This is a genomic window from Streptomyces shenzhenensis (genome assembly GCF_021462265.1).
In the GTDB taxonomy this organism is placed as follows: Bacteria; Actinomycetota; Actinomycetes; order Streptomycetales; family Streptomycetaceae; genus Streptomyces; species Streptomyces shenzhenensis.
In genome coordinates, this window is record NZ_JAJONF010000045.1 from 1 (window position 1) to 25,294 (window position 25,294).

The 25,294-nt window shown below is 69.6% G+C and carries 15 protein-coding genes and 2 pseudogenes; 9 read left to right on the forward strand and 8 right to left on the reverse strand.

Annotated features, from left to right (window positions below; translation table 11 throughout):
- Positions 1-124: 124 nt before the first annotated feature.
- A complete protein-coding gene (locus LQ326_RS37535) occupies positions 125-868 on the reverse strand; it encodes an SOS response-associated peptidase (protein WP_234543552.1) in 744 nt (247 codons plus the stop codon).
- Positions 869-1,023: 155 nt separating this feature from the next.
- Positions 1,024-1,890: a helix-turn-helix transcriptional regulator gene (locus LQ326_RS37540; RefSeq protein WP_234543553.1), complete on the reverse strand. Its 867-nt coding sequence runs from the start codon at positions 1,888-1,890 to the stop codon at positions 1,024-1,026.
- A gap of 211 nt (positions 1,891-2,101) precedes the next feature.
- On the opposite strand from LQ326_RS37540, the gene LQ326_RS37545 reads away from it, so the two are divergent.
- The 3 genes from LQ326_RS37545 to LQ326_RS37555 all read left to right on the forward strand — a co-directional run bounded on the left by LQ326_RS37545 (position 2,102) and on the right by LQ326_RS37555 (position 5,840).
- On the forward strand, positions 2,102-2,800 hold the full coding sequence (locus LQ326_RS37545) for a type 1 glutamine amidotransferase domain-containing protein (protein WP_234543554.1): 699 nt from the start codon (positions 2,102-2,104) through the stop codon (positions 2,798-2,800).
- A gap of 98 nt (positions 2,801-2,898) precedes the next feature.
- Entirely contained in the window at positions 2,899-4,401 is a 1,503-nt protein-coding gene (locus LQ326_RS37550; protein ID WP_234543555.1) for an NAD-dependent succinate-semialdehyde dehydrogenase, read from the forward strand.
- A complete protein-coding gene (locus LQ326_RS37555; protein ID WP_234543556.1) occupies positions 4,398-5,840 on the forward strand; it encodes a lyase family protein in 1,443 nt (480 codons plus the stop codon). The genes LQ326_RS37550 and LQ326_RS37555 overlap by 4 nt, the downstream gene beginning before the upstream one ends.
- Here the strand turns inward: LQ326_RS37555 and LQ326_RS48480 are convergent.
- Positions 5,805-6,096, reverse strand: a pseudogene (locus LQ326_RS48480) (IS630 family transposase); the annotation flags it as partial. The gene LQ326_RS37555 and the pseudogene LQ326_RS48480 overlap by 36 nt on opposite strands.
- Positions 6,097-6,115: 19 nt before the next feature.
- Between LQ326_RS48480 and LQ326_RS37560 the strand changes: the two are divergent.
- Positions 6,116-7,018 carry a hypothetical protein gene (locus LQ326_RS37560; protein ID WP_234543557.1) on the forward strand — a complete coding sequence of 301 codons (903 nt, stop codon included), beginning with the start codon at positions 6,116-6,118 and terminating at the stop codon, positions 7,016-7,018.
- Positions 7,019-7,354: 336 nt separating this feature from the next.
- On the opposite strand, the gene LQ326_RS37565 is transcribed toward LQ326_RS37560, so the two are convergent.
- Positions 7,355-8,404, reverse strand: coding sequence for a LuxR C-terminal-related transcriptional regulator (locus tag LQ326_RS37565; RefSeq protein ID WP_234543558.1), 1,050 nt, complete (start codon positions 8,402-8,404; stop codon positions 7,355-7,357).
- A gap of 368 nt (positions 8,405-8,772) precedes the next feature.
- Between LQ326_RS37565 and LQ326_RS37570 the strand changes: the two genes are divergently transcribed.
- Both LQ326_RS37570 and LQ326_RS37575 read left to right on the forward strand, forming a co-directional pair.
- Complete coding sequence (locus tag LQ326_RS37570; RefSeq protein ID WP_234543559.1) at positions 8,773-12,738, forward strand: S8 family serine peptidase; 3,966 nt, start codon at positions 8,773-8,775, stop codon at positions 12,736-12,738.
- A 480-nt stretch (positions 12,739-13,218) separates the two neighbouring features.
- On the forward strand, positions 13,219-17,019 hold the full coding sequence (locus LQ326_RS37575; RefSeq protein ID WP_234543560.1) for a S8 family serine peptidase: 3,801 nt from the start codon (positions 13,219-13,221) through the stop codon (positions 17,017-17,019).
- A 244-nt stretch (positions 17,020-17,263) separates the two neighbouring features.
- Here LQ326_RS37575 and LQ326_RS37580 read toward each other — a convergent pair whose 3' ends face one another.
- The 4 genes from LQ326_RS37580 to LQ326_RS37595 all read right to left on the reverse strand — a co-directional run bounded on the left by LQ326_RS37580 (position 17,264) and on the right by LQ326_RS37595 (position 22,492).
- The gene (locus LQ326_RS37580) at positions 17,264-20,212 is read right to left on the reverse strand and encodes a SpoIIE family protein phosphatase (protein WP_234543561.1); all 2,949 of its coding nucleotides are present in this window, start codon (positions 20,210-20,212) and stop codon (positions 17,264-17,266) included.
- A gap of 136 nt (positions 20,213-20,348) precedes the next feature.
- Positions 20,349-20,522, reverse strand: a complete 174-nt coding sequence (locus tag LQ326_RS48075) for a UTRA domain-containing protein (RefSeq protein WP_308402105.1) — start codon at positions 20,520-20,522, stop codon at positions 20,349-20,351.
- 42 nt (positions 20,523-20,564) lie between these two features.
- Entirely contained in the window at positions 20,565-21,464 is a 900-nt protein-coding gene (locus LQ326_RS37590) for a LysR family transcriptional regulator (protein WP_234543563.1), read from the reverse strand.
- Positions 21,465-21,631: 167 nt separating this feature from the next.
- Complete coding sequence (locus tag LQ326_RS37595) at positions 21,632-22,492, reverse strand: NAD-dependent epimerase/dehydratase family protein (RefSeq protein WP_234543615.1); 861 nt, start codon at positions 22,490-22,492, stop codon at positions 21,632-21,634.
- A 299-nt stretch (positions 22,493-22,791) separates the two neighbouring features.
- Between LQ326_RS37595 and LQ326_RS37600 the strand changes: the two are divergent.
- The 3 genes and pseudogenes from LQ326_RS37600 to LQ326_RS37610 form a co-directional block, all read left to right on the forward strand.
- Positions 22,792-23,032 (forward strand): annotated as a pseudogene (locus LQ326_RS37600) (IS4-like element ISSav1 family transposase); the annotation flags it as partial.
- 739 nt (positions 23,033-23,771) lie between these two features.
- Positions 23,772-24,377: a BlaI/MecI/CopY family transcriptional regulator gene (locus LQ326_RS37605; RefSeq protein WP_234543564.1), complete on the forward strand. Its 606-nt coding sequence runs from the start codon at positions 23,772-23,774 to the stop codon at positions 24,375-24,377.
- 567 nt (positions 24,378-24,944) lie between these two features.
- Positions 24,945-25,265, forward strand: coding sequence for an amidase family protein (locus LQ326_RS37610; RefSeq protein ID WP_308402106.1), 321 nt, complete (start codon positions 24,945-24,947; stop codon positions 25,263-25,265).
- The last annotated feature ends 29 nt before the right edge of the window (positions 25,266-25,294 follow it).

The following is a 25,294-nucleotide window of genomic DNA, read 5'->3' on the forward strand; positions in this document are numbered from 1 at the left end:
TCAGCGGGCACGATGCCACATCGGAGACCGCATGGCATGCGAGTGGTCCGAGCGCGCCATTACTCGCGGCCGGAGCTGTAGGGCCGACTCCAGACGGTGCGCAACCCCGGTCCGCTGGAGCGATCTACGGTGCGGTTTCTTCAAGGAGTTGAGGGCCGTTGTTGCGGACGTTGTTGACTGCTGTGGAGACCGGCCGGGCGTCCAGGTGGCCGTCGGCGGGCTGGGTCAGCAGTGCACGCAACTCGTCGGGGTCCTGGTGGTGGGGGTCGAGCCACGCGTCGTAGTGCTCCGGGGTGAGCGCCAGCGGCATGCGCGGGTGCACGTGGCCAGCAGCGTCGGTGGCCTCGGTGGTGATGATGGTGCAGGTCATCAGCCAGGCGGACGGGTCGTCGTCCTGCTTGACCGCTGGATCGCGCCAGTACTCGTACAGCCCGGCGAGCGCCATCACCTGGTCGTTTTCGGGATGGATGAAGTACGGCTGCTTGCGGGCCTTACCCGTGTCCTGGTGTTTGATCTGCTGCCACTCGTAGAAGCCATCGGCGGGCAGCAGACAGCGGCGCTTGGCGAACGCGCGGCGGTAGGCGGACTTCTCGTGCACGGTCTCCACCCGCGCGTTGATCATCCGGGCGCCCACCTTCACATCCTTCGCCCACGACGGCACCAAGCCCCAGCGCAGCGGCCGCAACTGTCTGCCCTCCGATGCGGCATCATCCTGTCCACGCGCGGTGCGCTCAAGGACAGCCCACACATCGTTGGTCGGCGCGACATTCCAGTTCGGCGCGAGCGTCTCCTCGGCACACCAGTCGGTGACCTGGAAAAGCCGGACCAGATCCCCGGCGCTGCGGGTGGAGACGTATCGGCCGCACATACAGCCACTGTGCCACCGTCCGGGCTGATCGAAGAACCGTCTGGCGCCCCATGCCGGGCCGTGTCCCGAAGCGGTCCGGTTCCCGGGGTTCATCGAGGAGTTCCCGCGGCCCGCTCTGGAATACGTCGCCGGGAAGTGATCGAGGCTCGCGGAGTTCAGGACTCGCTGCGAGGGACGGTGGGGGTGAGCGTCCAGGAGGTGAGGAGGTCGAGTGCGTGGCGGGACGGGGAGCCTGCTTCGGTGCTGTAGAGGAAGACGGTTGCTTCGGTGTCTCCAGGGAGGTTGAAGGTTTCGTACTGCACGGTGACCTCGCCGACGAGCGGGTGGAGCAGTCGTTTGGATCCGTGGGTGCGCTGGTGTACGCGGTGCTGCTGCCACCAGCGGTCGAACTCTGCACTTTTTTCCTTCAGTTCGGTGACGAGGTCCTGGGTGGGCTGGTCGTCGAGGGTACGGCCAACCTCGAGGCGGAGGTTCTCCACGGCTGCGCGGGCTTGGAGGTCCCAGTCGACGAAGAGGGTGCGGGCTTCCGGGTCGAGGAGGAGCCACCGTGTGTAGTTGCGTTGAGCTGGCGGCAAGGCGTCGAAGTCGGTGAACAGCGCCTTGGCTATCCGGTTGACGCCCAAGACGTCCCCTCGGCGTCCCAGGACCAGGGCGGGGGTGCCCTCCATGGAGTCCAGCAGTTGGTGAAGGCCGGAGCGCAGGCGCTGGACGGTCGGCGGGCGCCGGCGTCGGGGGGCCGCGGTGGTGCCGATGAGGTCGTTGAGGTGGGCACGTCCGGCGGCGTCCAGTTCCAGCGCCTGGGCCAGTGCTTCGACCACTGCGGGTGAGGGGGTGATGTGGCGTCCCTGTTCGAGGCGGGCGTAATAGTCGGCGGAGACGCCGGCCAGTCGTGCCACCTCTTCGCGTCGCAGGCCGGGTACGCGGCGCACGCGGGCGTCCGGCGGCAGGCCTGCGCGCGCCGGGTCGCACTGGGCACGGGCCCGGCGCAGGAAATCGGCAAGTTCGCGGTTCGAGGTGGCCATGGGTCCAGTGTGGCCGATTCGCTGCGGCCACGGCCGCCTCAACAGGGACTGTCAGTCCTAGGCAAGGCGGACCCAGGCAGGTCAGGGCCGAGGATGGCCGCCTTCAGGCGGCCGGGGCGGGTGACAGTGGATGCAGTGCCGGATCAGCCGATCTGGCATCCCCGGTCCCGCAGGTGACCGGCCGAATTGCCGAGACGCCGAGGAAGAAGTCATGAGTCGTGTTCTGATCGTCATGTCCGCAGCCGCCGTGTGGGAGCGCACCGACGGCTCGCAGTACCCCACGGGCTACTGGGCGGAGGAGCTGGCTGCGCCGCACGAGGCGTTCGTCGGCGCTGGCCACGCCGTCGACTTCGCCTCCCCCGGCGGTGTGCTGCAGCCGCTGGACAAGCACAGCGCCGACCCGGCAATCGCCGGTGAGGACTGTGCCCGGCACGTGGCCCATGCCCAGAAGGCGCTCAGCGACTTCGGGCCGCTGCTGAAGCTGGAGGAGGTCTCGGCCGCCGATTACGACGCCGTGGTGCTGCCGGGCGGGCACGGCCCCGTGGTCGACCTCTTCCAGGACGCGAACCTGGGCCGGCTGCTGGTCGAGGCAGACCGCGCCGGCAAGATCGTCGGTGCGGTCTGCCACGGTCCGGCCGCGTTGCTGTCCGCGGTCGACGAGCACGGCAAGTGGATCTTCTCCGGCCGGCGGATGGCCGCGTTCACCGACGAGGAGGAGCGCATGTTCGGCACCGCCGACAACGCTCCGTGGCTGCTGGCGAGCCGTCTGCGCGAGATGGGCGCCCGGCACGAGCAGGGTGCCCCCTATCAGGCGTTCACCATCCAGGATGCCAACCTCTTCACCGGCCAGAACCCGGCTTCCAGCACGCCGATGGCCAACGCGATCAACACCGCGCTGGCAGCGGGCTGACCCCTTGCCCCCCGGGCCGCCGCTGCGCACTCCCCCAGGCAGCGGCGGCCCGGGCTGCTCCTCCTGCTTCCTCCTTCGACGACAGGTGAGAAACCACCATGACGGACCGCACGCCCCGCCCCCACGGCGTTGACGCCCTCCCGCAGGGGCTGCTGATCGGCGGAAGGTGGCGGCCTGCGACAGGCGGCGCCACGTTCCCCGTGGAGAACCCCGCGACGGGCGAGCCGGTAGCCCGGGTCGCCGATGCCGGCACCGGGGACGCACTCGACGCCCTCGGCGCAGCCGCCAAGGCGCAGCCGCAGTGGGCCGCAACATCGCCGGGACAGCGCAGCCGCATTCTGCGCCGCGCCCACGACCTGCTGCTGGAGGGCCGTGAGGACTTCGCAGGGCTCATCACTCTGGAGATGGGCAAGTCCCTCGCCGAGGCCCGTGCGGAAGTCGATTACGCGGCCGGATACTTGCGCTGGTTCGCCGAAGAAGCCGTCCGCATCGACGGGACCTGGAAGGTCAGCGAGGACGCAACGGCGCGGGTTCTGGTCATGCGCCAGCCCGTCGGACCGTGCCTGCTGATCACGCCCTGGAACGCACCGCTGGCGATGCCGGCCCGTAAGATCGCCCCCGCCGTGGCTGCCGGCTGCACGATGGTCCTCAAGCCCGCCCCGCAGACCCCGCTCACCAGCATCGCACTGGCCGCTGTCCTGGCCGACTCCGGCCTGCCCGCCGGCGTTTTGAACCTCCTTCCCACCACCGGCGCTGCTGCAGTGTCCGAGGCGCTGATGAAGGATCCGCGGCTGCGCAAGGTCTCCTTTACCGGATCCACCGCGGTCGGCCGGCTTCTGCTGGCCCAGGCATCCGCCAACGTATTGCGCACCTCGATGGAGCTGGGCGGCAATGCCCCGTTCATCGTGTGCGCCGACGCCGACCTGGAAGCGGCGGTGGACGGTGCCATGACCGCGAAGCTGCGCAACATCGGCGAAGCGTGCATCGCGGCGAACCGCTTCCTCGTCCATGCCGACGTCGTGCAGGAATTCACCGGGCGTCTGGTGGACCGGATGAGCGCCCTGACTCTCGGCAGCGGAACGGAACCCGGTACCGACCTCGGCCCGCTGATCGACCGCACCCAGCGCGACCGCGTCGCCCAGCTGGTGGAGGAGACCATCGCCGGCGGCGCGCGGCTGCACACCGGCGGCAGCACCCCCGACCTGCCCGGCTACTTCTATCCGCCCACCGTGCTCACCGACATCCCCGCCGACGCACGCATCAGCCGCGAGGAGATCTTCGGTCCCGTAGCCGCCATCCGAACCTTCTCCAGCGACGACGAGGCCCTCGCGCTGGCCAACGCCACCGAGTTCGGCCTGGTCGCCTACCTCTACACCCGCGATCTCGGCCGAGCACTGCGGATGAGCGAACGGATTGAGAGCGGCATGGTCGGCCTCAACCGCGGCTACGTCTCCGACCCTGGGGCACCCTTCGGCGGCATCAAGCATTCAGGTGCTGGCCGCGAGGGCGGCAATTCCGGCATCGAGGAATACCTGGAGCAGAAGTACATCGCCATCGACACTCCCGCCGACGCTGACACCGCCCCCCAGGACCGGTCATGAACACCCTTGCCCCACTGCCGGGACCCTTCTCCCTGACCAGCCGGCTCGCGACAGACCCCGAACAGCACGCCCTCTTTTGTGAGGACGCGACCCTCAACAGCTGGCTCGCCGCCGAACGCGCTCTCGCCCAGGCCCAGGCCGATGCCGGAGTGCTCAGCCGCGCGGAGGCCGTCGCCATCCGCGATGTGGCACAGCTGCACCGCATCGACCGCGAAGAGCTGTGGCGCACGGCCCGCACCGTCGGCTACCCCATCCTGGGACTGGTCCGGCAGATCAGCCGCCAGCTCCCGCCGGGACCCGACGGCCGGGTGCACTACGGCGCCACCACGCAGGACATCATGGACACCGGTCTCGCCCTGCAGATGGTCCGCTCCCTGGCCGCTCTCGAACGCCGGATCGCCGAACTCGGCGATGTCCTCGCGGACCGTGTCACCGAGCACGCCTCCACCGTGATGGCGGCCCGCACCCACGGCCAACAGGCCGTACCCACCACGTTCGGCGCCACCCTGGCCACCCTCCTGGCGCAGTTCACCCGCCACCGGCAGCGCCTGGCCCAGGCCGCGCCGCGCATCGGCATGATCTCCCTGTCCGGAGCCGGCGGCACTGCAGCCGCATTCGGCCCTCACGCGGCAGCGGTCAGAAGCGGCATGGCCCGTCTGCTCGGCCTGCGCGACACCGCGACCCCCTGGCACGTGGCCCGCGACGGAGTCGCCGAGTTCGGCTGGCTGTGCTCCTTGCTCACCGCGACATGCGCGCGCCTCGCCCGCAACATCGTCGACCTCTCCCGGACCGAGATCGCCGAAGTCTTCGAGCCCTACAGCGATCACCGCGGCGCATCCTCGACCATGCCGCAGAAAGTCAACCCGATCACCTCGGAAAGCATCATCGGACTGAGCGGCACCGCCGGCGCTCTCACCTCCGCACTGCTCCGTGCCCAGGAAGCAGGCCATGAGCGCGCAGCCGGAGAATGGCACACCGAATGGCGCGTCCTGCCCGAGCTCGCCGTAACCGCCGGAGCGGCCCTCACAGAGACAATCGCCCTCCTGCGCGGACTCCGGGTCGACGCCCGCCGCATGCGCACCAACCTCGACAGCGACGGCGGCCTCGTCATGGCGGAATCACACATGATCACGCTGGCCGGACCCGTCGGTCGGGAACGCGCCCACGGCCTTGTCCACGAAGCAGCAACCCGTACCCGTACCACCGGCACACACCTCACGCAGACACTGCGCGACGTCCTAACCGAACACCACCTCGACACACTCCTGCCCGGCCTTCACTCCCAGCCGGAGAACTACCTCGGACAGGCACACCAGACCGCCGAAGCCACCATCCGCCTCTGGCGCGCCCAAACCGCATCGCTCCCCGAAGCACCTACTCCCCTCGACCGCCTAGTGACCGCATCAGGCCACGTCTGCCCTGTCGACGACGGCGCGTAGGCGCCGGTCGTCGGCGTGACGGTTTCGCCAGATGATGTACTGGCGGATCATGCTTCCCTGCTCTTTGTGGCTGGCGTGGTCGGTGCCGTCGAGGGTGAAGTAGCGCAGAGCGGTGAACTGGGCCTCGATGCGGCTCAGCCACGAGGTTGGTGGGGATGTAGGCGATCTCGACGCTGTTGGCCTCTGCCCAGTCCGCCACCCGGCGGCATCGCTTGGTGGTCAGGTGCGGAGAGTAGTTCCAACCGTCGCACCTGATCACCGAGTAGGAACGCACCATGTCCCACCGCATCTCCGCAGCGCCGTTCGACGTGGAATCACTGATACCGGAACTCGTCGGTCTCGGGCGGCAAACGACCCTGCTCTACCCGCGAAGCGGCGAACCGGGCGTGTGTTCCAGTTCCATCGGCGGGCCCCTGCTGTGGCCGGCCGACGAGCCGTGGCCGCTGTGTGCCGAGCCCGGGCACTGGAAGCCGCTGAGGACTCCCACCGAGGTGGTCGGGCCTGAGCCGGTGGCGATGGTGCCGGTCGTGCAACTCTATGCAAGGGATGTGCCCGAGCTGCCGTTCCCGGCAGGCATGGACGTGCTGCAGGTCGTGTGGTGCCCCTTGATCCACGATGACGAGGTCGGGGCTGCGCTGCCGAAGGTGTATTGGCGCAGCGAGCAGGCAGTCGCGGCGGGAGGGATGTTGCCAGACCCGCCGGCGCCATACGAATACGAAGAGGAATTCGTGCCCCGGCCCTGCACGGTGACGCCAACGCGAGTGGTGGAGTACCCGAACAGGGATCTGCCGGGAGACCTTGCCCAGGCCCTGAGCCAGCGGTTCAGTGAGATCGAGGAGGCATTCGGCTTCTCGTACTACGAGATGGCCACCACCGTCCAGAGCAAGGTCGGAGGGTACCCAGGTTGGCTTCAACAGCCCGACTGGCCGAGCTGCCGCTGCGGCCGGCGCATGGACCACCTTCTCAGCATCACCGCCTCGGAACCGATCGAAGGGCGCTGGTTTCCGCTCGACGAACAGGGACCCGAGATCTCGATATCCAGCCGGTGGGCCATGACTGACCACACGTTCGCCGACACCATCGGCCACGGGATGGACATGGGCGACCTCGGCGGCGTGTACCTCTTCGTCTGCCCCGAGTGCCCGGACATGCCGTACACGCATCGCTACGACTGCTGAGCAGCCCATGAACTTGGGAAGCGATCAGTGGGCAGATGGTAAGCGGTCTTCAACGGCTCGGCACGCGGCTGGTCAGAAGTGCTCGTGAACACCCCGCTCTCCGAACCGCAGTCGGGCGCCTGCGTACCGAGCGCCTAAAGACCCCACCCCGTACCGACCTGACCGGTTCGAGCGGGACCACCCCACCTTCGTGCATCCCGCGCCACCTCGGCGAACGACCTCGCCGCTTCGTTCCCGGTCGTCGAACCGGATCGCTGAGCGCGGAACCGGCGCGACGTTCGCGGAGACGTCCGTCTCCCCGGCTGCCCGAACGGCCGGCTCCACGAAGGTCTACGGTCACCGGCGCGGAGTCAGCCAGCCGCGCTCCTGGGCGAGCAGCGCGATCTGGAAGTGGTTGCGCGCACCCAACGCCGTGCCGATGTCGCTGATGTCCTTCTGCACAGTGCGCCGGCTCACCCCCAGCGTGCGGGCGATCGACTCCTGCTTCATGCCGAGCGAGAGCAGCCGCAGGACCTCGCGTACCCGCGGGTTCGGCGTGTCGGAGGCGGGCGCCGGCGGCGCTGGGCGTCCCTCCTGCCCCCAGGGCACCCCGTGCGCCCACAGGCTCTCGAACAGCGCCGCCAGCACGTGCAGCAGCGTCGGGGAGTGCACCAGCAGTGAGCCGGCCGCCGCGTCGTCCCGCCGCAGGGGCATGATCGCGGTGGTGCCGTCGAAGATCACCAGCTTCATCGGCAGGCCGCTGGACAGTCGCACCTCGCCACCGATCTCCACGCCGCACCGCACGGTCTCCAGCGATATCTCGTCGGTGAGGGTGTCGCTGTCGTACACCGACCGGAAACGGACCCCCGTGCGGATCGCCGCCGCCTGTACGGCCAGCCTGTCCGGGACCCCGTCGACCGCCGCCACGTACGGCGGCATCACCAGGTGCAGCACCTCGTGCCGGGCCGCTCTCAGCTGATGGGCGTAGCGAGCGGTGACCCGTTCCTCGGTGTCGAGGATCTCGAACTGGTCCGAAGCGAAACGGTGGTTGGTCACCGAGATGTGCATCTCGTGCAGCAGCTCGGCGTGCGTCTCCAGACTCGCCAGCTCCTCGCGGCGGCGGGCCAGGAGGCTGCCGAGCGCCGGGCGTGGCGGGCTGGCGCTCCAGCGGTCCGCGCGTCCACTGACGCGCACGGCGAGCAGTTCGGACTCCAGCAGCCGAAGGGCCCGGGCGGCATCGGACGTCGGCGTGCCCAGGGCCGCCGCCACCTCGGCGGGAGCCGTCTCCGGATGCGCGACCAGGTACTCCAGGACCCGCCCGGCCAGCGGCGGCAACCCCAGGCCGCTCCAGGGGACCTGCGGGATCTGCGGCTCCGCGGCCATCGGGCGGCCCCTGCTGTCGTTCACCGGTGGAAGTGGAGTGATCTTAACCCCGTCCCGCGTGCTCCAGGCCGGCGAGGGAGCGTTCCCACGCCGTCATGACCGGGTCCGTAAAACTTCCCCAACCACACCATTCCTGGACCAACCACCGTCCGGCACACCGCTGCCGGATCGCGCCAAAGTGCAACTGCGCTCAGCCGCACCGGCATTTCCTTGTCCCCGTCGGCACATCCGTCCCAAGGTGATCAGCGACTCTCTGCCGCGCACCCCGGTACACCGCCACACCAACCCGATCGGCCAGGCGTTTCGCGGCGGCGGGAACCGGCAGGAGCTGCCCCGCCGGGCAGACCCGCACCCGCGCCGCCCCGAAGTCCCCGCGCGCAAGGAGCATGTTGATGCACCGACAAGTAAGACAGGCAGCCGCCGCGCTGGCCCTGCTGGTCCCCTTGGTGGCGGCCGGCCCAGCCGTCGCCGCGCCCGCCGGCGACCCCGCACCAGCCGCGCCCGCGCCCCACAGCCTGACGCTCGCGGACGGCTCGAAGGTGGTCTGGGCCGACGACGGCACCGGCACCCTCACCGACCCGCAGGGCCGCACCCGCGCCTTCCCCGTGCCGCGCTCGGCCGGCCGCACCGGACTCGGGGCCACGATCACCCCCTCCACCACCGCGATCACCGCCCGCGCCGAGACCGCCCGCGGTGCCTCCTACACCCTCGGCACGAAGCAGGGCGCCGCCGCACAGCGGGCACCCGTACAGCCGATGAACACCGGCCCCGTGAAGCTGCCCGCCGCGGCGAAGACGGCGCTGCGGCAGGACGCCCGCAGGGCGCCCCAGCCCGGCCCGGCCACCGGCCTGCCCGCCAACGACGGCCTCAGCACGTCCTTCCAGTCCTACCTCAACGCCCAGGGCGTGGACGCCGCCGGCGCCTTCGCTGACGCGGCCACCTACCTGCACGCCCTGCCCGGCGCCGGACAGATCGTCACCAACGTCTCCATCGGCGACCTCACCGACCAGTCGATGGCCGACGGCGGTGACGACTACGTACGGGTGTACGGTCCCACCACCGTCGTCAAGAACGGCCGGCGCTACCTCGACGAACCGTCGATGCCGCTCATCCCCACCTACACGGCTGACAACGACGGCAAGCTGGACCCCCACGGCTCGACCGAGGGGCAGGATCCGAACCTCGGCGAGGTGCTCCTCGACTTCTCGATGATGGCCCCGCTCCCGCACGACCGGCAGCGCCCCGGCGCCCTCGGCAGCGGCGCCACCGACCTGCTCGGCATAGCCCCGGGCGCCCAGTACCGTCTCGTGGTGCCGCAGGAGGCCAGCTACGAGGGCATCACCGCCGCGCTGAAAGCCGCCGCGAACCAGAAGCCCCGGCCGGACGTCATCACCGCCAGCCTCGGCTTCGGCACCGACGAGCAGATCGGCTTCCCCGGCCGCTACCTGGAGGACGACCCGACGATCCGGGCCACCCTGACCTCCATCGTGAAGTCCGGCATCGCCGTGGTCGTCTCCTCCAACGACGGCACCCGGCTCGCCCTGCCCGTCGCGGTCGGCCCCGACGGCGGCAGCACCCCCACCGACACCACCACCAAACCGAGCGCCCAGACCGACATCGACGACGTGGAGCCCACCAGCACGCCCTCGAAGATGGTCGACAACGGTGTCATCGCAGCCGGTGCCACCACCACCGACGACACACTGAGCTCCGCCGACACCCGGCAGGGCGTCTACCCGACGACCCGCTACAACGGTTCGGCCGCCTACTCGTCCGGTTTCGGCACCCGCATCGATCTCGCCGCTCCCGGTGACAACCTGCCGTCCCTCATGCACGTCTGCACTTCCAGCCCCTGCAAGGCGCAGGATGTGGAGGTCGTGCTGAACGGCGGCACCTCTGCCTCGGCCCCTGAGATCGCCGCCGCCGTGGCCGACGTGCTCCAGGCCGCCAAGGCCACCCACCAGAGCCTGACCCCGCGCCAGGTCCGCGACCTGCTCGTCTCCACGGGCAACTCCATCGCACAGCCCCCGCAGACCGATCAGCCGCTCACCATGGGAACCCAGCTCGACGTGACCCGCGCCGTGGAAAGGGTCCTCGCCAGGACCTACCGCATCGCGCCCCGGCCCGTTCGGCTCTCGGTGGCCCAGCGGCAGCTGCTGCCCACGCAGTACGGCACCGCCTTCACCGAGTCCACCGACCCCACGGCGATCGACCTGGCAGGGCCCGCGGACGGCAACGGGGCGCCGACCGGCCAGAACGCCGTCTCGCCGATCACGCTCGGCCTGGACATGACCGGCGACCTCAGTGGCCTGACCTACCGGGTCAGGGTCGGCGACAAGGGCGTGTTCACCGCCAGGACGCCGAGCCTGCGCCTCACGCCCGCCCAGCTGCTGGGCGCCGCCGGGCTGCCGCTCGCCTCCGACACCGCCCGCAGCGTGCCCGTCACCTTCCAGGCGCTGCGGGGCGGCAAGGTGGTCGGCGAACTCTCGCAGCGTCTGACCTTCCTCGCCGGCGACGGCACCTACGCCCAGGCGCTCGCCCCGGCGGCCCCCGGTACTGCCCCGCTCGGCCGGTCCGTCACCGTCTCCTATGACCTCACCGGCCTCCGCGGCGCGGACAGCCCGCGCCTGGTGCTCTCCTCCGTCGGCCACTACTCCCCCAGCGCCGCGGTGGACGACTTCAACGTCCAGTGGTCCACGCCGCTCACCCGGACCAGGGGCACCGTGACGATCCCCGCCTCCGCCTTCACCGCGGGCGGCGCCGGACTCTACGGCGTCGGCATCCGGCAGGCCGACCTCTACGGGGTGCTCCCCGTCTACGGCGACTTCCGCGCCCTGCGCATCGGGCCTGCCGCCGACGAACGGCCCGACGCCCCGCTGCTGACCACGGAAGGCCACATGCGTGCGCACGCCGCCGACACCGCCCGTAGCGCGCCGAAGGTGACCGTGAACTGGGACGCGGCCGGTGTACGCGGCGCGGACGGCGCCGAGTTCGAGGTGATGTCGCCCGGCCCCACGCTCTACGGCTCGCTGAACACCGTCACCAACCAGAACGGCAGCCGCCGCGACGACGACGGCTTCAACCATCCGTCCACGCTCACCGTCAGGCTGCCCGCGGTGAAGGGCCACACCGTACTGGACCTGTCGGCGCTCAAGCTGCCGACCGGGCTGCAGTACCCGGTGCGGGTGCTCGCCACCCGGCACGGCTCGCCGATCGGCCAGGCGTCCCCGACGTCCTTCCTGCAGTACCGCGACGGCGACCAGGTCCACGGCACCGTGGAGAGCTTCACCGTCTCCGGCGGCAAGGCGCTGATATCCACCGACGCCTTCACCCTGACGGGCGGCGACGAGGTGTACCACCTGGACCGTTCCGCCACCACCGGCTACGACCTCACCACCGGCACCGCCGGTGACTCCTTCGCCGAGTCCACCGACGGGCAGACGATGCAGGAGGTGCTCGGCACCGACCCGGCCAGCGGCCACGCCCTGATCATCCACACCCCGTTCGCCGGTTCGAACGCCCGGATCGACGTGGAGAACCCCGCAACCGGCGCCCCGGTGAAGGTCACCGCGCTCTCCGACCTGATCAGCGGCAACGCCTACCTGGAGGGAGGCACCGTGGACACGGCCCGCCACCGCGGCCTGGTCACCACCTACGAGCCGGACAGCGGCCTCAGCCGGGTCTGGCCGGTCGACATGACCACCGGACAGGTCGGTAAGTCGCTGGCGCTCAACCCGGACAACCTGTACCGCTCCTACAACAACGTCTCAGTGGACGCCTCCACCGGCGAGGTGTTCGTCGCCACCGCCGGAACGATGGGCCCGTGCCTGGGCGGCCGCGTCTCCTACGGCGCGGTCGGCGCGGACTTCGGCACCGGCACCGTCACCCCCGTCACCTCGCTGCCGCGGTGCGTCTCGGCGTTGCTGCCCGACGGCAGGGGCGACAAGGTCTACGCCGCCGTCGGCGCCGCCCAGCCCAATCCCGAGGGCGGCGATTTCCCCACCAGCTCCTGGCTGACCGCCGACCAGAAGACGCTCACCCCGTCCGCCACGGTCGACACCGGCACCCGCGGCCCGGTCTGGCCGACCCTGGACAGCGCCCACCAGGTCGCCGTGGAGGCGAGCCTCTACGAGAGCGGAGTCGAGACCGACAACAACGCCATGAGCGAGATCACCGTGCTGAACCCGGCGACCGGCGAGGTGCTGGCACGCCACGCGGTGGCCAACCTCGTGAACTCCACCGTCGCCGGCTCCAACTTCGAGTTCACCGGCCGCCAGGGACTCTTCCTGGACCCGCACACCCGCACGGGGTGGGTCGTGAACGGCTGGGGCACGGGGCTGGAGCGGTTCTCCTACTGACGTCCGAACCAGGGCGAGTCCCGAAACCCCCGACGGGCCCTCGCCCTTCGAGCGACGACGCCGCTTCCAGAACGCGCCGGGGTGGGAGCACGGTCCCGCCCCGGCCCGAGACGCGCACCGGTGCCCGCGCCCGCGAGGTCCCGCCGTACCGGCGGACCGTGTCTGACGTCATCGCGGGCGCGGTGGCAGCCGCCGGACGCAGGCAGGTCCTGACTCCCCGTCCGTTCCTGGACGGCGCCCGGTTTCCCGGGCGCGTCCGTGACGTTGCCCGGTTCGGCGGCTGCCGCGTTGCCCCCAACTGCTCTGGTCCAGCCTGCCGTAGGAGCCTCCGGCCCTGCGCGTGTCCACACACGCGACACGCGACAGGCCGGTAGTCCAGATTTCAATTACTTACTTTTTCCTCGTACCGATGATCAGATTCGGTCCATCAGTGATCCAGGAGTGAGTGTGCATTCTCTGTCCGCACGAAGATCGGGTGCTTTGGCGGCGGCAGTCCTCGCTGCCGCGCTGACCGCCCCCGGGACGGCCCACGGCGCGACTCCTCGTCCGGCCCCGCAAGCCGTCGGCGACGGGTCCCCCGGAGCGCGGGGCCTGCCGGTCACGGTGACGCTGATCACCGGCGACCGGGTGACGGCGATTCAGGAGCCTGACGGATCGGTGTCGGTGGACGACGTCTCAGGTGCGACGGGAGCGGACGCCTCGGCGCGCGTCGTGGTGGAGGGCCGGGACACCTTCGTGTATCCCGACAGCGCCATGCCCTACATCGCGGCCGGACGGCTCGACAAGCAGCTCTTCGACATCACCCAGTTGACAGCCCAGGGTTACGACGACGCCCGTATGAGCGCCCTCCCGTTGATCGTCACGCACTCTCCGGCCGGGAGCGGTGCCCCCGGCGGGCGGCTGCGGTCCGACGGTCCGCTGCCGGGAGCGAGAACGACCCTGGCACTCCCGTCCGTCCACGGAGAGGCCGTCGAGGCCCGACGGTCGACGACACCCGTCTTCTGGGACGCCCTGACCGGCGACGGCGGACGGGCCGCCCCGCGGACGGCGGGGAGGATCGACGCGGCGTCCGGCGGAACGACGGGACCCTCCTTCGCGGCGGGTGTCGACAAGGTGTGGCTCGACGGCAGGGCACGGGCGGACCTCGCGGACTCCACGACGCAGATAGGCGCCCCCGCGGCGTGGAAAGCGGGGGCGACCGGCGCGGGCGTCCGGGTGGCGGTGCTCGACTCGGGTGTGGACGCCACACATCCGGATCTGGCCGGCCGCATCGTGGGGGCTCGTAGCTTCGTCGAGGGAGAGGACGTCACCGACCGCAACGGACATGGGACGCACACCGCGTCCACGGTGGCCGGAACGGGAGCCGCCTCCGGCGGAAAGGAACGCGGAGTCGCCCCCGGCGCAGACCTGATAGTCGGCAAGGTCCTCGACGACAGCGGATCGGGCCCCGTATCCGGCATCATCGCCGGCATGGAGTGGGCGGCGCGGACCGAGCACGCCAAGGTCATCAACATGAGCCTGGGCACGCCGGCGTGGCACACCCAGGACGACCCGCTGAGTCAAGCGGTCAACCAGCTCAGTGCGGAGACCGGCGCCCTCTTCGTCATCGCCGCGGGCAACTCCGGGAACAACCCGTACAGTGTCAGCGCCCCGGGAACGGCGGACGCCGCCCTCACCGTCGGCGCGGTGGACGCCGCCGACCACCTCGCGGACTTCTCCAGCGCGGGACCGCGGATGAACGACGACGCTCTCAAGCCCGACCTCACCGCTCCGGGGGTGGACGTACTGGCCGCCCGCTCGCAGCTGATGAGCTCGGGCGAGGGCTACTACCGTACGGACAGCGGCACTTCGATGGCCGCGCCGCATGTCGCCGGGGCAGCGGTGCTGCTGGCCCAGAAGCATCCGGCCTGGACCGGCCGGCGGATCAAGGACGCCCTGATGAGCACCAGCGCCCGGACCCCCGGCTACAGCCCCTACCAGGCCGGCACCGGCCGACTCGACGTGGGCACCGCGTACCTCCAGGACCAGGTCGTCGCGAGCGGGTCTGTCGACGCGGGGCTCGTCCCCTGGTCGAAGGACCAAAAGCCGAAGCCGGTGAAGCGGCAGATCACCTACACCAACACGACCGGGCACCCGGTCACCCTGCGCCTCCAGGTGGACCGCGGAGACGCGCCCGCAGGGGTGTTCACCCTCGCGGCCGACCGGATCACGGTGCCGGCGCGCGGAACCTCGACGGTGACCCTCCTGGCAGATCCCCGGGGGCTGCGGCCGGGACAGTACGCCGCCCAGGTCACCGTCGGCTTCGCGACCGGCGCCGTGCACACCGCCACGGGTCTGTCCGTCGAATCCGAGAAGTACGGTCTGACGGTTCACCTCAAGGACCGGGCGGGCAAGCCCGTCAGCGGCGAGGTCGAGATCACGGGAGCCGACGGGAAGACCACGATCATGTGGGTCCCGAACGGCACTCTCACCAGCCGCTGGGCCCCCGGCTCCTACACCGTCGTCTCCACCTTGGACGTGACGGGCCGCAACGGACCGCACTCCCTGGGATACGCCGTACTCGCCGCTCCCGAGCTGAAGCTGACGTCCGACATGAACGTCGACCTGGACGCGTCACGCATCCGCCGGATCAAGGTGGCCACGCCCAAGCCGACTTCGGTCACCACCGCCAGGATCGACCTCTACCGCTCCTTCACCTCCAGCCTGCCGACGCCCGCCGACGACCGGGCGCTGCACGAGATCCTCATGCCCTCACCCGCGTACGACAGCCTCTGGGCGCTTCCCAGCAAGAGCAAAGTGACCCAGGGCAGCTTCGTCTTCACCACCCGGATCCGTGCCAAGCAGACACCGCTGAACATCACCTACGACGGGCACCGTCTGGATGACGCACTGCTGGTTCAGCCGGGATCCGCGTCGTTCCCCGACGGCTCCACACACGTGGACGCGGTCTTCGCCGGCAACGGCGCACCCGCCGACTACACCGGCCTGCACGCCCGCGGCAAAGCCGTCGTCGTCCGCCGCAGTGACGAGGTGACGCCGGCAGACCAGGCGGCCGCGGCGCATGCGGCGTCGGCGGCCATGCTCCTCGTCGTCAACGAGGGCGACGGCCGTGGGTACGACTGGTACGGCGATCCGGACCAGAGGACAACCGGACCCCTCCCGGTCGCCTCGGTCGCCCAGGACGACGGAGAACGCCTGATCCGCACCCTCACAGCCGCGGGGAAGAGGAGGGCCGGTCTGGCAGTCGAAGCCCATCCCGCACCGGCGTACCTGTACGACCTGGCCGACTACCATCGAGGAGGAGTGCCGCAGGACCCCTCGCCGGACACGGACCCCGGCAGCCTCGCCCGCATCGACAACACCTTCTCCGCGCCCGCCGGCAAGCAGATCCTCGAGAGCCGGGAAGACAGCCCGTCGTACGAATACTGGCCTGCCGCCTACCCCTACTCCGTGTACGGAGGAACGCGCGTTCCTCCCTTCCCGCGGGAACCGGTGGCTGCCCGGCACCGCACCGACTGGGTCTCCGCCGGAAACGGCGTCAAATGGCAGCAGTACGCGTCCATCGACGGATGGTCGACCTTCACCGACATCACGAGCTACCGGCCGCGCAGCGTCCACGGCGAGCACTGGTTCGGCCCCGTCACCCGGCCGCGGATGCTCAGCTTCGAGGTCCCGCACCGTGTCGGAGACGCCATGGGCGGCACACTCGCGGGATTCGGCGACGGAGGGTCCGCCCACAGCGGTGACACGGGCCTGATGTCCCGGAGCTTCGCGCTCTACCAGGGCGACAGGCTCCTGATGCGGAACGGCCCACGGCCCGACTTCGGGGTCGGCGACCTCGCCCCCCAAAAGCTGCCGTACCGGCTCGTCGCCGACACGCAGGGGAACACCGACCTGACCCCCTACTCCTCGACCACGCACACGGAGTGGACGTTCGTCTCCGGCAACGCCGACGATCAGGCCATCCCTCTGGCCCAACTCGACTACGGAACAGACCTGGACGGCAAGGGGCGTGCGGCACGCACCTCGGACTTCTCGGTCGACCCCGTCGTGGTCGGAAGCGACGCCGCGAAGGACGCCGTCACAGCGGTCGGACTGGAGGTGTCCTATGACGACGGCGCCTCCTGGCATCGGCAGGGCCTGAAGGACGACCAGGGCTCATGGCGGACCCGGCTCCACGCCCCGGCCCGGGCGACCTACGTGTCCATCCGGGTCACGGCCGAGCAGCGAAACGGCGGCGGTGTCCGGCAGACCGTCAACCGGGCCTTCGGCCTCAGGTGACCCTCGCGAGCGGCCGGAGCCCGCGCCTACGACGGCATCCGGGCACCGGCCGCTCCAGAGATCCGCACGAAACGCACGGATGCCCGTGCCGGCGGGCCGATGTTCAGCGCGTGCAGACGAAGCTCGACGCGCTGTCCGGATCGCCGACAACCGCCCCGGCCGGACCTTCTCCACGTGAGGCTGGTCGGGCCGACCAAGAGCAGACCTGCCCGCCGAAAAACAACCTAAATCACCGGTATTGTGCCTAGAGGAGTGAATCCATGTCACCGTCGAAGTCTCCTGTGTCCAGGAAGGACAGGTCGAGGGTGACGGGCGGCGACCCTTTGTCGTTCTCCGGGCCGGGGAGTGCCTGTTCGGTCCAGATGCACTTTCCTGTCGGCGTGTAACGGGTTCCCCAGTGTTGGGACAGGGCGCTGATGAGTTGGAGCCCGCGGCCTCCTTCGTCGGTGTCCGTGGCACGGCGGATGCGGGGCATGGTGAGGCTTTCGTCGAAGACCTCGCAGACGAGGCCGGTGCTGTGGAGAAGGCGGAGGCTGACGGGTCCCTTGGCGTGTCGTACGACGTTGCCGACCAGTTCGCTGGCCAGGAGTTCCGTGATGGGCGTGAGGTCGTCCAGACCCCAGGCGGAGAGTTGCTCGCGGATGTAGGCGCGGGCCTGGCCGGCTGCCCTGGGATCGTCGGCGAGCGGCCACGAGGCGATGCGGTCGCTGGTCAGGGCGTGGAGGCGGGCGATCAGGAGCGCCGCGTCGTCGGCGGCCTGGTGCTCGGCCGGCAGCAGCCGGGCCGTGAGGATGTCACAGAGGTGTTCGAGGTTCTCATCGGCCCCCTTGTCGTGCGCGGTGCGCAGTATCCGGCCCAGTTCTGCCATGCCCTGGTCCATCTCGCGCTTCGACGACTCGACCAGGCCGTCGGTGTAGAGCACGAGCAGGGTTCCCTCGGCCATGGCCAGTTCGGCCGTCTCGAAGGGGGGTTCCCCCGCGCCCAGTGGTGGGTCGGAGGCCAGTTCCGGGAAGTGCACGGTTCCGTCGGCGTGGATCAGGGCGGGGGGAGGGTGCCCGGCTCGCACGATGGAGCAGATCTGGGTGGTGGAGTCGTAGAGCGCGTAGACGCAGGTGACGTAGAAGTCGTCGCCCATGCCGGCGACGATTTCGTTGAGGTGGCCCATGATCTCGTCGGGGGGCAGTTCAAGGTCGGACAGGGTGTGCACGGCTGTCCGCAGCCGGCCCATGGTGGCCGCCTCCGGCAGACCGTGTCCCATGACGTCACCCACAACGAGGGCGACCCGGCCGCCGGACAGAGGCATCACGTCGTACCAGTCACCGCCCACGTCCATGCCCTGTCCGGCGGGAAGGTAGCGTGCCGCGGCCTCGCACGCGGGCAGGTCGGGCAGGCCCCGGGGCAGGAGACTGCGCTGGAGCTGGCGGGAGCGGATGTGCTCGGCGTCGTAGAGCCGCGCCCGTTCCAGGGCCTGTGCGACGAGGGCGTTGATCGCGGTCAGCAGGGTGCGTTCGTCCCCGGAGAGCCGACGGGGGTGGTCGAAGGAGACGACGCACACCCCGAAGGTGTGTCCGGACGCCGTCATCGGAAGGAACGCCCACGACTGCTTCCCCCCGGCGGTGACCAGGTCGGCCAGCTCCGGTGCGTGCGCCACGAATTCCCGCGGTGAGGAGAAGAACAGCGGCTCGCCCCCGGTGATCGCTTCCCAGGCGGGATCGCTGGCCACGGGGGTGCGGTAGTTGACACGTCTGAGGAAATCGTCCGGGTACCCGGCGGCTCCCACGTAGTGGAGCCGTTCGTCCTGGGCGACCTCCATCAGCAGTCCGGCCGCGCCGAACGGCGGCAGCACCCGGTGGGCAACCGCGTCCACGACATCCTGGGACGTCGTCGCCCTCGCGAGCTCGGCGGTCAGCTCGGCGATGCGTGCCGCCCGGTCCGACGCTGCCCGTTCGGCCGCCCGGCGCTCGTCCGCCGCACGACGCTGCTCGGTGATGTCAGCGAAGTACAGGGTGTGACCGTCGGGGCCCGGGACCAGCCGGACGTGGTAATGGCGCCCGCTGTCCGGCATGGACACGTAGAAGCTGGTGGGATTCTCTTCGGCGGCGGCCCTGCGGCAGCCGCTCTCCAGCCCCGGGATCCGCTGCGCCCTGGGCACGTCCCACAGCACGCGCCCGAACAGCTCCGCCTCGGAGAGGCCGAGGCTCTGCTCCGCTTCCAGGTTCGCGAAGGTGATCCGCCATGTGCTGTCCACCGCCAGGAAGCCGTCCCTCATGTGCCGCAGAGCTCGGCTGAGGGCGTCACGCGCGGACCGGGACTCGTCGGTCTCCCAGCCGACACCGATCATCCGGAGGGGTTCCCCCTGGCTGTCGTACGTGGCCCGTCCGCGGGCCCGGGTCCAGCCGTACGTGCCGTCCAGGCGCCGCGCGCGGTACTCGGCCTCGTACAGCGTGTGGTCGCGGATCGCCCGCTGCGCCGAACTCAGCGTCTGGGGAAGGTCGTCGGGGTGGACGATCCGCATCCAGTCCTCGATCCTGCCGGTGAAGTCGGCAGGTCTGGTGCCGTACAGCTCCAGTGCCGCCTCGTCCCAGATCAGGGCTCCGGTGCGGACGTCCCAGTCCCATGAGCCGACGCTGACCTCCTTCAGGGCCCGCCGCAACCAATCGCCGCTCAGATCGGGCTCGGCCGGACCGAGCGGAGGTGCCAGGGCCATCCGTTCCTCGGTCCAGGCGGTCACGCCCCGGAGGAAGTCCCACTCCCGCGCCGTGGGCTCACCCCGGTTGCCTGTCACCACGGTGAAGGCCCCGATGACGCGCCCCGCACCGGACAGCGGAAGGGCGGCCAGGCCGGAGCCGGGCCAGGCCGTCTGAGCCCCGCCCTGCGAAGGACCGGCCGGACCGACTGTCCGGAGGCAGTCACCGGTGGGGCTCGTCGGCACCCATACACCGCTGGCCTGCTGCTGCAGGACGCGGGCCGGCGCCGACGAGCCCTCCTGGTCGATGATCTCCCATGACCGGGTGAGCGCGGACGGGAGACCGGTCGCCGACACCAGCCGCAGGGCGGACATCGGTCCGCGCAAGTGGATCATCCCGCCGAGGGCGTTCAGCTCTCCTACCGCATGCAGAAGGGCCAGGCGGAAGACCTCACTCTCCGTGACACCGGGGTCCACCGCGTTGAGCAGCGCAAACCGCGAGTTCATAGATCAAACCTTAGCGGTCTGCGTGAAAAGTCGGTATTGCGGCGTTTCGCGATTGACATCCACTGGCGGCCTGGCGAAAGGGGCCCGCACCCCGGCCTAGATCAGCCGGTCCGGTGGCGTCGCGGCTTCGGTCGGCTCAGCGGAGCACCAGGAGGGAGGTGACTCGGAGCCGACCGCTGTGGATCCATACGTCGGAGTACTCCACGGGACGGTCGTCGGCGAGGTGGGTGACCTGCTGGAGGTACTGCACGGGTGCGCCCTCATCGAGGGCGAGCGCATCGGCGGGCCTTGACCGAAGGCCCGACTCCACCTGTCCCGGAATCTCGTGCTGCCGGCCAGCCAAGCGCTTCGTCTAGTAATTTCCCGGCGGCTGTTCCTCGGCCCGGACCAGAGTCTCTGCCGCGGCTTCGGCGAAGTCGTGGATGAGAGGGGAGCGCCGGGATGCCACCCACGCCAAGGCCACTTCGTTGGGGCCAAGGCCCTCCACGGGCAGCGAGATCACGTCCGGCCGGACGTAGAAGCTCGCGGTGGACAGGGGGATCACGCAGACACCGGCTCCGGCAGCCACCAGCTCAAGCTTCTCTTCCACCTGATGGATTGCCGGCACCTCGGGGCGCCGGTTGCCGCGCAGTTCCAGGGCCACGTCCCGCCACTCCGGAACGGCGTCCGGATCCTGCAGCAGGTGCTCGGAAGCAAGATCGGCGACGCTCACCGATGTTCTGTCCGACAGGCGGTGCCCGGCAGGGAGCACGACGACCCGGGGCTCCTGGAACAGCGGCCTCACGTGCAGGCCGCGCTGGTCGATGGGCAGACGTACGACGCTGACGTCCGCCCGGCCCTCCAGCAACACCTCCACCTGGTCGTCCCAGCTGGTGCGCAGCAAGCGCACATTCGCTTCTGGGTGACGGGCAGTGAAGGCCACCATGGCCGAGGTGACCATGATGCCGGGCATGAAGCCGATCGTCAGTGTCGGAGTCCCCAAAGTCGCCGACTTCACCCGCCGGACCAGCGCTCGGGCCGACGCAAGCAGAGGGACGGCGTCCTCGAACAACTGCTCTCCAGCCGGGGTAAGCAAGGTGCCGCGGCGCCCACGATCGAAGACCTCGGCGCCCAGGTCGTCCTCCAAACTGCGGATCTGCCGGGACAGCACCGGCTGAGTGATGTGCAGCCGCTCGGCCGCGCGTCCGAAGTTCAGCTCCTCTGCCACGGCCACGAAATAGCGGAGCTTCCGCAGATCAAGGTCAAGATTCACCCGGGCTCACCGCTCACCTTCTCAATACGACGGCCTGCCTGGTTACCCGACCGTCCTGGAATTGGCTGCCCCAACCGCTCTGCGAGGCGATCGGGGCAATCCTGCGTGAATTTACCGCCCGGTCGGATGAAGCGTCGCGAACGATACCCACCGACTCCAAACAGCGGTCACGCGCCGTTGCCGAGGTCGGCCAGGGGATCGGTGTGCACGGGAGTCCAGCCCAGTTCGGCCTCGGCGCGCGCCGGGGTGAACTGCTGGTCCAGTGCAAAGGCGTCCGCTATCGGGCCCATCTGCTCTCGTGCCTGGTCCAGCGTGATCGAGACAACCTTGCCGTCGAGGCCCACAGAGCGGGCAACGGCCAGGGCACAGTCCTTCGCAGTGGGATTCGTCCCGCCCACGCCGACGTACACCGCACCGGCCTGCGCCCTGAGCGTGGCCACGTAGAGTTCCGCGACGTCGTCGACGTGCACCAGGGCCCAGTGGTTTTCACCGTTCCCGATGCAGGGGATGGCGCCGTCTTCCTTGCCCGGAGTGGTGTAGAAGATGTCGATCAGACGATTGTCTCCGCCGTAGAGCAGGCCAGGCTGCACCACGACAGGCCGGCCGCCCTGCTGGGCGCGCTGCAGCACGGCGTCCTCGACGGGCCTACGCCAGGCGACCAGGGACGGCGGGTTCCAAGGGGCGGTCTCGTCCGCGACACCCTTGGTGTCGCCGTACACCCAGGTGCCGCCGGTGTGGATGTACGTGCCGTTGCCGATGCCGTCCTGCATGGCCGTGGCGGCTGCGAGGTCCTCGTCACCGCTTACGGCCTGCGCCAGATGCACGACCGCCTCCGCGCCCGCGGCGGCAGCGTTGAGTATGCCGAGGTCCCCCAGGCCGCCGCGCACCGGTGTCGCCCCGAAGGCACTGACGGTCTCAGCAGCGCGATCGTTGCGGGCCAGCGCTTCAACGGTGTGCCCGTGGCGTATCAGCGCGCTGATGGTGGCCTTGCCTACGTATCCGGATCCTCCGGTGAGGAAAACCTTCATGGTCCGAGTTCCGATCTCTTTGGGACGGTGACTTCGGTCAACAGCCTGCGCCAGGAGACGGACCTCGGTCCAAGACCTCTTCCGCCACTTCTGATGCCCAAAAGGCATCAGTGTCCGGGCCGAGATCACCGAGTCGAGGCTCATGCCCGTCGAGCATCAGCGATGTCCAAACAGGACTTGGACATCCGCCCGGTCGCCTCGAAACCTGGAAGGACCTAATCAGCTCAGCAATTACCCTGGCCAGTTTCACACAAGAGGGATTTCTCTGAAATTCTGGATAGCCTTGCACAAACGTGCATCGCGACCGCACACTGCAACTTTTGCGCACCGCTCCTCTCCGCACCTGCGCGCAGGTGAAATCGCTCGCGGCATCGGACCGGACGACGCCCAAGGACCACGTGCGGAACTGGGGCGCTGGGTCCGCGAAGGAATCCTCCGCCGCACGGGGCGAGGCATCTACACCCTTGAACCCGAGTGGATCACACCCGATCTTCACCACCATTCGACCCCGACCATTTGACAACCGCGGATCCGCTCTGACTCCGTGGTCTTGGGGTACTTCCTCGGCGCAGGCATCGTCTGGGCTCCTCTCGTGAAACCCATCTGACTCTCTGTCACCTATTCCCTCGTCTCACGGGATCCTCAGGCCTGCTGCGCGGCATGCGCCTGCACGGACGCAAGGAAATCTGGGAGGAACTCGCCCACGGAGCCTGGCGAAAGTGCCCCCACCTCAGGCCCACGCAGGTGGAGGTACAACTCCTCGACGCCACCGTCCTGGACCAGGCGCCCGGCACGCCTGCGCGCTGCCACGCCGCCCAGTGGGTGCCGCGGCCTGCACCATGGCACCTGCCCACAACCTCACCACCTGCGCTGCGACTGGTCACGCTCGTCCTGACTGCGCACACAACCGACCGTGCTGCGCGCCGGTCTCGACATGGACGTGCTCACCCGCTTGAGCGGGCACTCGCGTCAGCAGACAGCCGAGTTGCTCGACCGACTGATCGCCGTCCGGGCACTTGCAGGTTGGCGCCAGGACCGGGACACCGACGAGGTGCTCTGGGAACCGCTCGCGCCTCGCACACACCTGCGGCCGGCGACCCCGCATCCGTATCCGCCCGACCGATAGCGGCACTCTCACACCTCTCCGGGGCCAAGGATTGCTGTACACATAACGGAATCAGGGTGTCCCACCCGTACTATCGCTACGCCAGGGTATGTCCCCCGGCTCACACGGCCGTCGACCGGAGCGCCAGTCCGGTATCGAACAAGGGAGAGCGAAATGCCTGAAAGCGCAACTCACAGCACCGAGTTGACTTCGCAGTACATCAGCCAGGTGACCAGCGACCTCGACCGCAACATCAAGGAGCAGGAGCGCGTCAAAGAGGAACTCGACACCCTGCAAACCCAGTTGACCACACTGCAGCAGGACCACACGGTACTGGTCAGCGTCCGGCAGGCACTCGGCGTCCCGGTCTCCTCCCCCGAGTCGTCCGGCACCGAGGCCGCCGTGGTGCCCTCCCCCAGGAAGAAGACAGCGCGTGCATCCGCCGCGGGCCGGCAGACGAAGAAGGCCACGACACGAGGGCCTCGGGCCAAGGAGACACCCGCGAAGACGACTCAGCCCACTCTTGTCGACCTCATCCACCAGCACTTGACCGAGCAGAAGGAACCCCGGTCCGCAGCGGAAATCGCCGAAGACCTCAGGCAGACGCACACCGAACGCACCATCGACAGCAAGGTCGTACGCACCACGCTGGAAAACCTGGTGGCCAAGAGCCGCGTCGTCAGGACCAAGCAGGGCCACTCGGTGCTCTACACAGCAGCCGACACGCAGGAGCAGACAGCAGCACCTCAGAACGAGGTCCAATCCGAAACAACCGTATAAACCACGGCACACCGCCGACCCGGCTCGGTCGCCCTCAAGGGCGCCGAGGTGTCGACCGACGCCTCGCCCGCAAGCTAAGGCCGGTGAGTTCACTCACGGCGGACTCCCGGTAGCTCGCGGTGTCCTGGGCTGCATCCGTGACGGGTAGTACAGCGACCCCGGGCGAGGGCAACATCCTCATCTGCTGCAGCAGGATCCGCTCGCTGGAGATGCGGTCTGCCTCCGAGCGTACGCGTCGACGAGGGCAGGTACGCGCTGACCGAAACCGGTGTCGTCCTCGGCGGTTCGTCGAGGAGGACCGACGCCGCCGTGGCTTGCGATCAAACCCGCTCATGACTCCGCCCTGAGCGGCCTGCTCAAACCGGAGGCCCGCTACGAGTACGACGGTCTGGCGATCGGCGCGGACGGGCCCCTGACCGCCATGGACGTGTACGCCATGTCGGTCAAGCGCAACGGCCTGTACCGTGCCTTCCTCGGCCTGTTCGAGACCTACGACTACGCCGTCCTGCCCACCGCCCAGGTGATGCCTTTCGACGCCACCTGCTCTGGCGGAAGAGCATCGAGGGTATCGAGACGAGCACGTACCACCGCTGGATGGAGGCGGCGACCATCGGCACCCTGCTGGGAGCGCCCACCCTCGCCATGCCCGCCGGGTTCAACAAGGCCGGTCTCCCCATCGGCATCCAGGTCATCGCCCGCCATCACGACGACTCATCCCTCATGGACCTCGCCCACGCCTGGGAGCAGCAGACGGGGTTCGTCCAGCACCGGTTGTCTCCTCTGCTGAGCACCTGCCCGAGGCGTCACCGCGCACGTCTCGCAGGACTTGGTCGACGTACGCGACGCCGACCACGCACCACGCCTGCGGCCCAAGCACCGCACCGCTGATGCCCCTCAGCGGTCCCGTCCCAAGCCGT

Bases quoted from the DNA above. Each gene is read 5' to 3' on its own strand.
- LQ326_RS37535 (WP_234543552.1), bottom strand. From the start codon at position 868: ATGTGCGGCCGATACGTCTCCACCCGCAGCGCCGGGGATCTGGTCCGG.
- LQ326_RS37540 (WP_234543553.1), bottom strand. From the start codon at position 1,890: ATGGCCACCTCGAACCGCGAACTTGCCGATTTCCTGCGCCGGGCCCGT.
- LQ326_RS37545 (WP_234543554.1), top strand. From the start codon at position 2,102: ATGAGTCGTGTTCTGATCGTCATGTCCGCAGCCGCCGTGTGGGAGCGC.
- LQ326_RS37550 (WP_234543555.1), top strand. From the start codon at position 2,899: ATGACGGACCGCACGCCCCGCCCCCACGGCGTTGACGCCCTCCCGCAG.
- LQ326_RS37555 (WP_234543556.1), top strand. From the start codon at position 4,398: ATGAACACCCTTGCCCCACTGCCGGGACCCTTCTCCCTGACCAGCCGG.
- LQ326_RS37560 (WP_234543557.1), top strand. From the start codon at position 6,116: ATGTCCCACCGCATCTCCGCAGCGCCGTTCGACGTGGAATCACTGATA.
- LQ326_RS37570 (WP_234543559.1), top strand. From the start codon at position 8,773: ATGCACCGACAAGTAAGACAGGCAGCCGCCGCGCTGGCCCTGCTGGTC.
- LQ326_RS37580 (WP_234543561.1), bottom strand. From the start codon at position 20,212: ATGAACTCGCGGTTTGCGCTGCTCAACGCGGTGGACCCCGGTGTCACG.
- LQ326_RS37595 (WP_234543615.1), bottom strand. From the start codon at position 22,492: ATGAAGGTTTTCCTCACCGGAGGATCCGGATACGTAGGCAAGGCCACC.
- LQ326_RS37605 (WP_234543564.1), top strand. From the start codon at position 23,772: ATGCCTGAAAGCGCAACTCACAGCACCGAGTTGACTTCGCAGTACATC.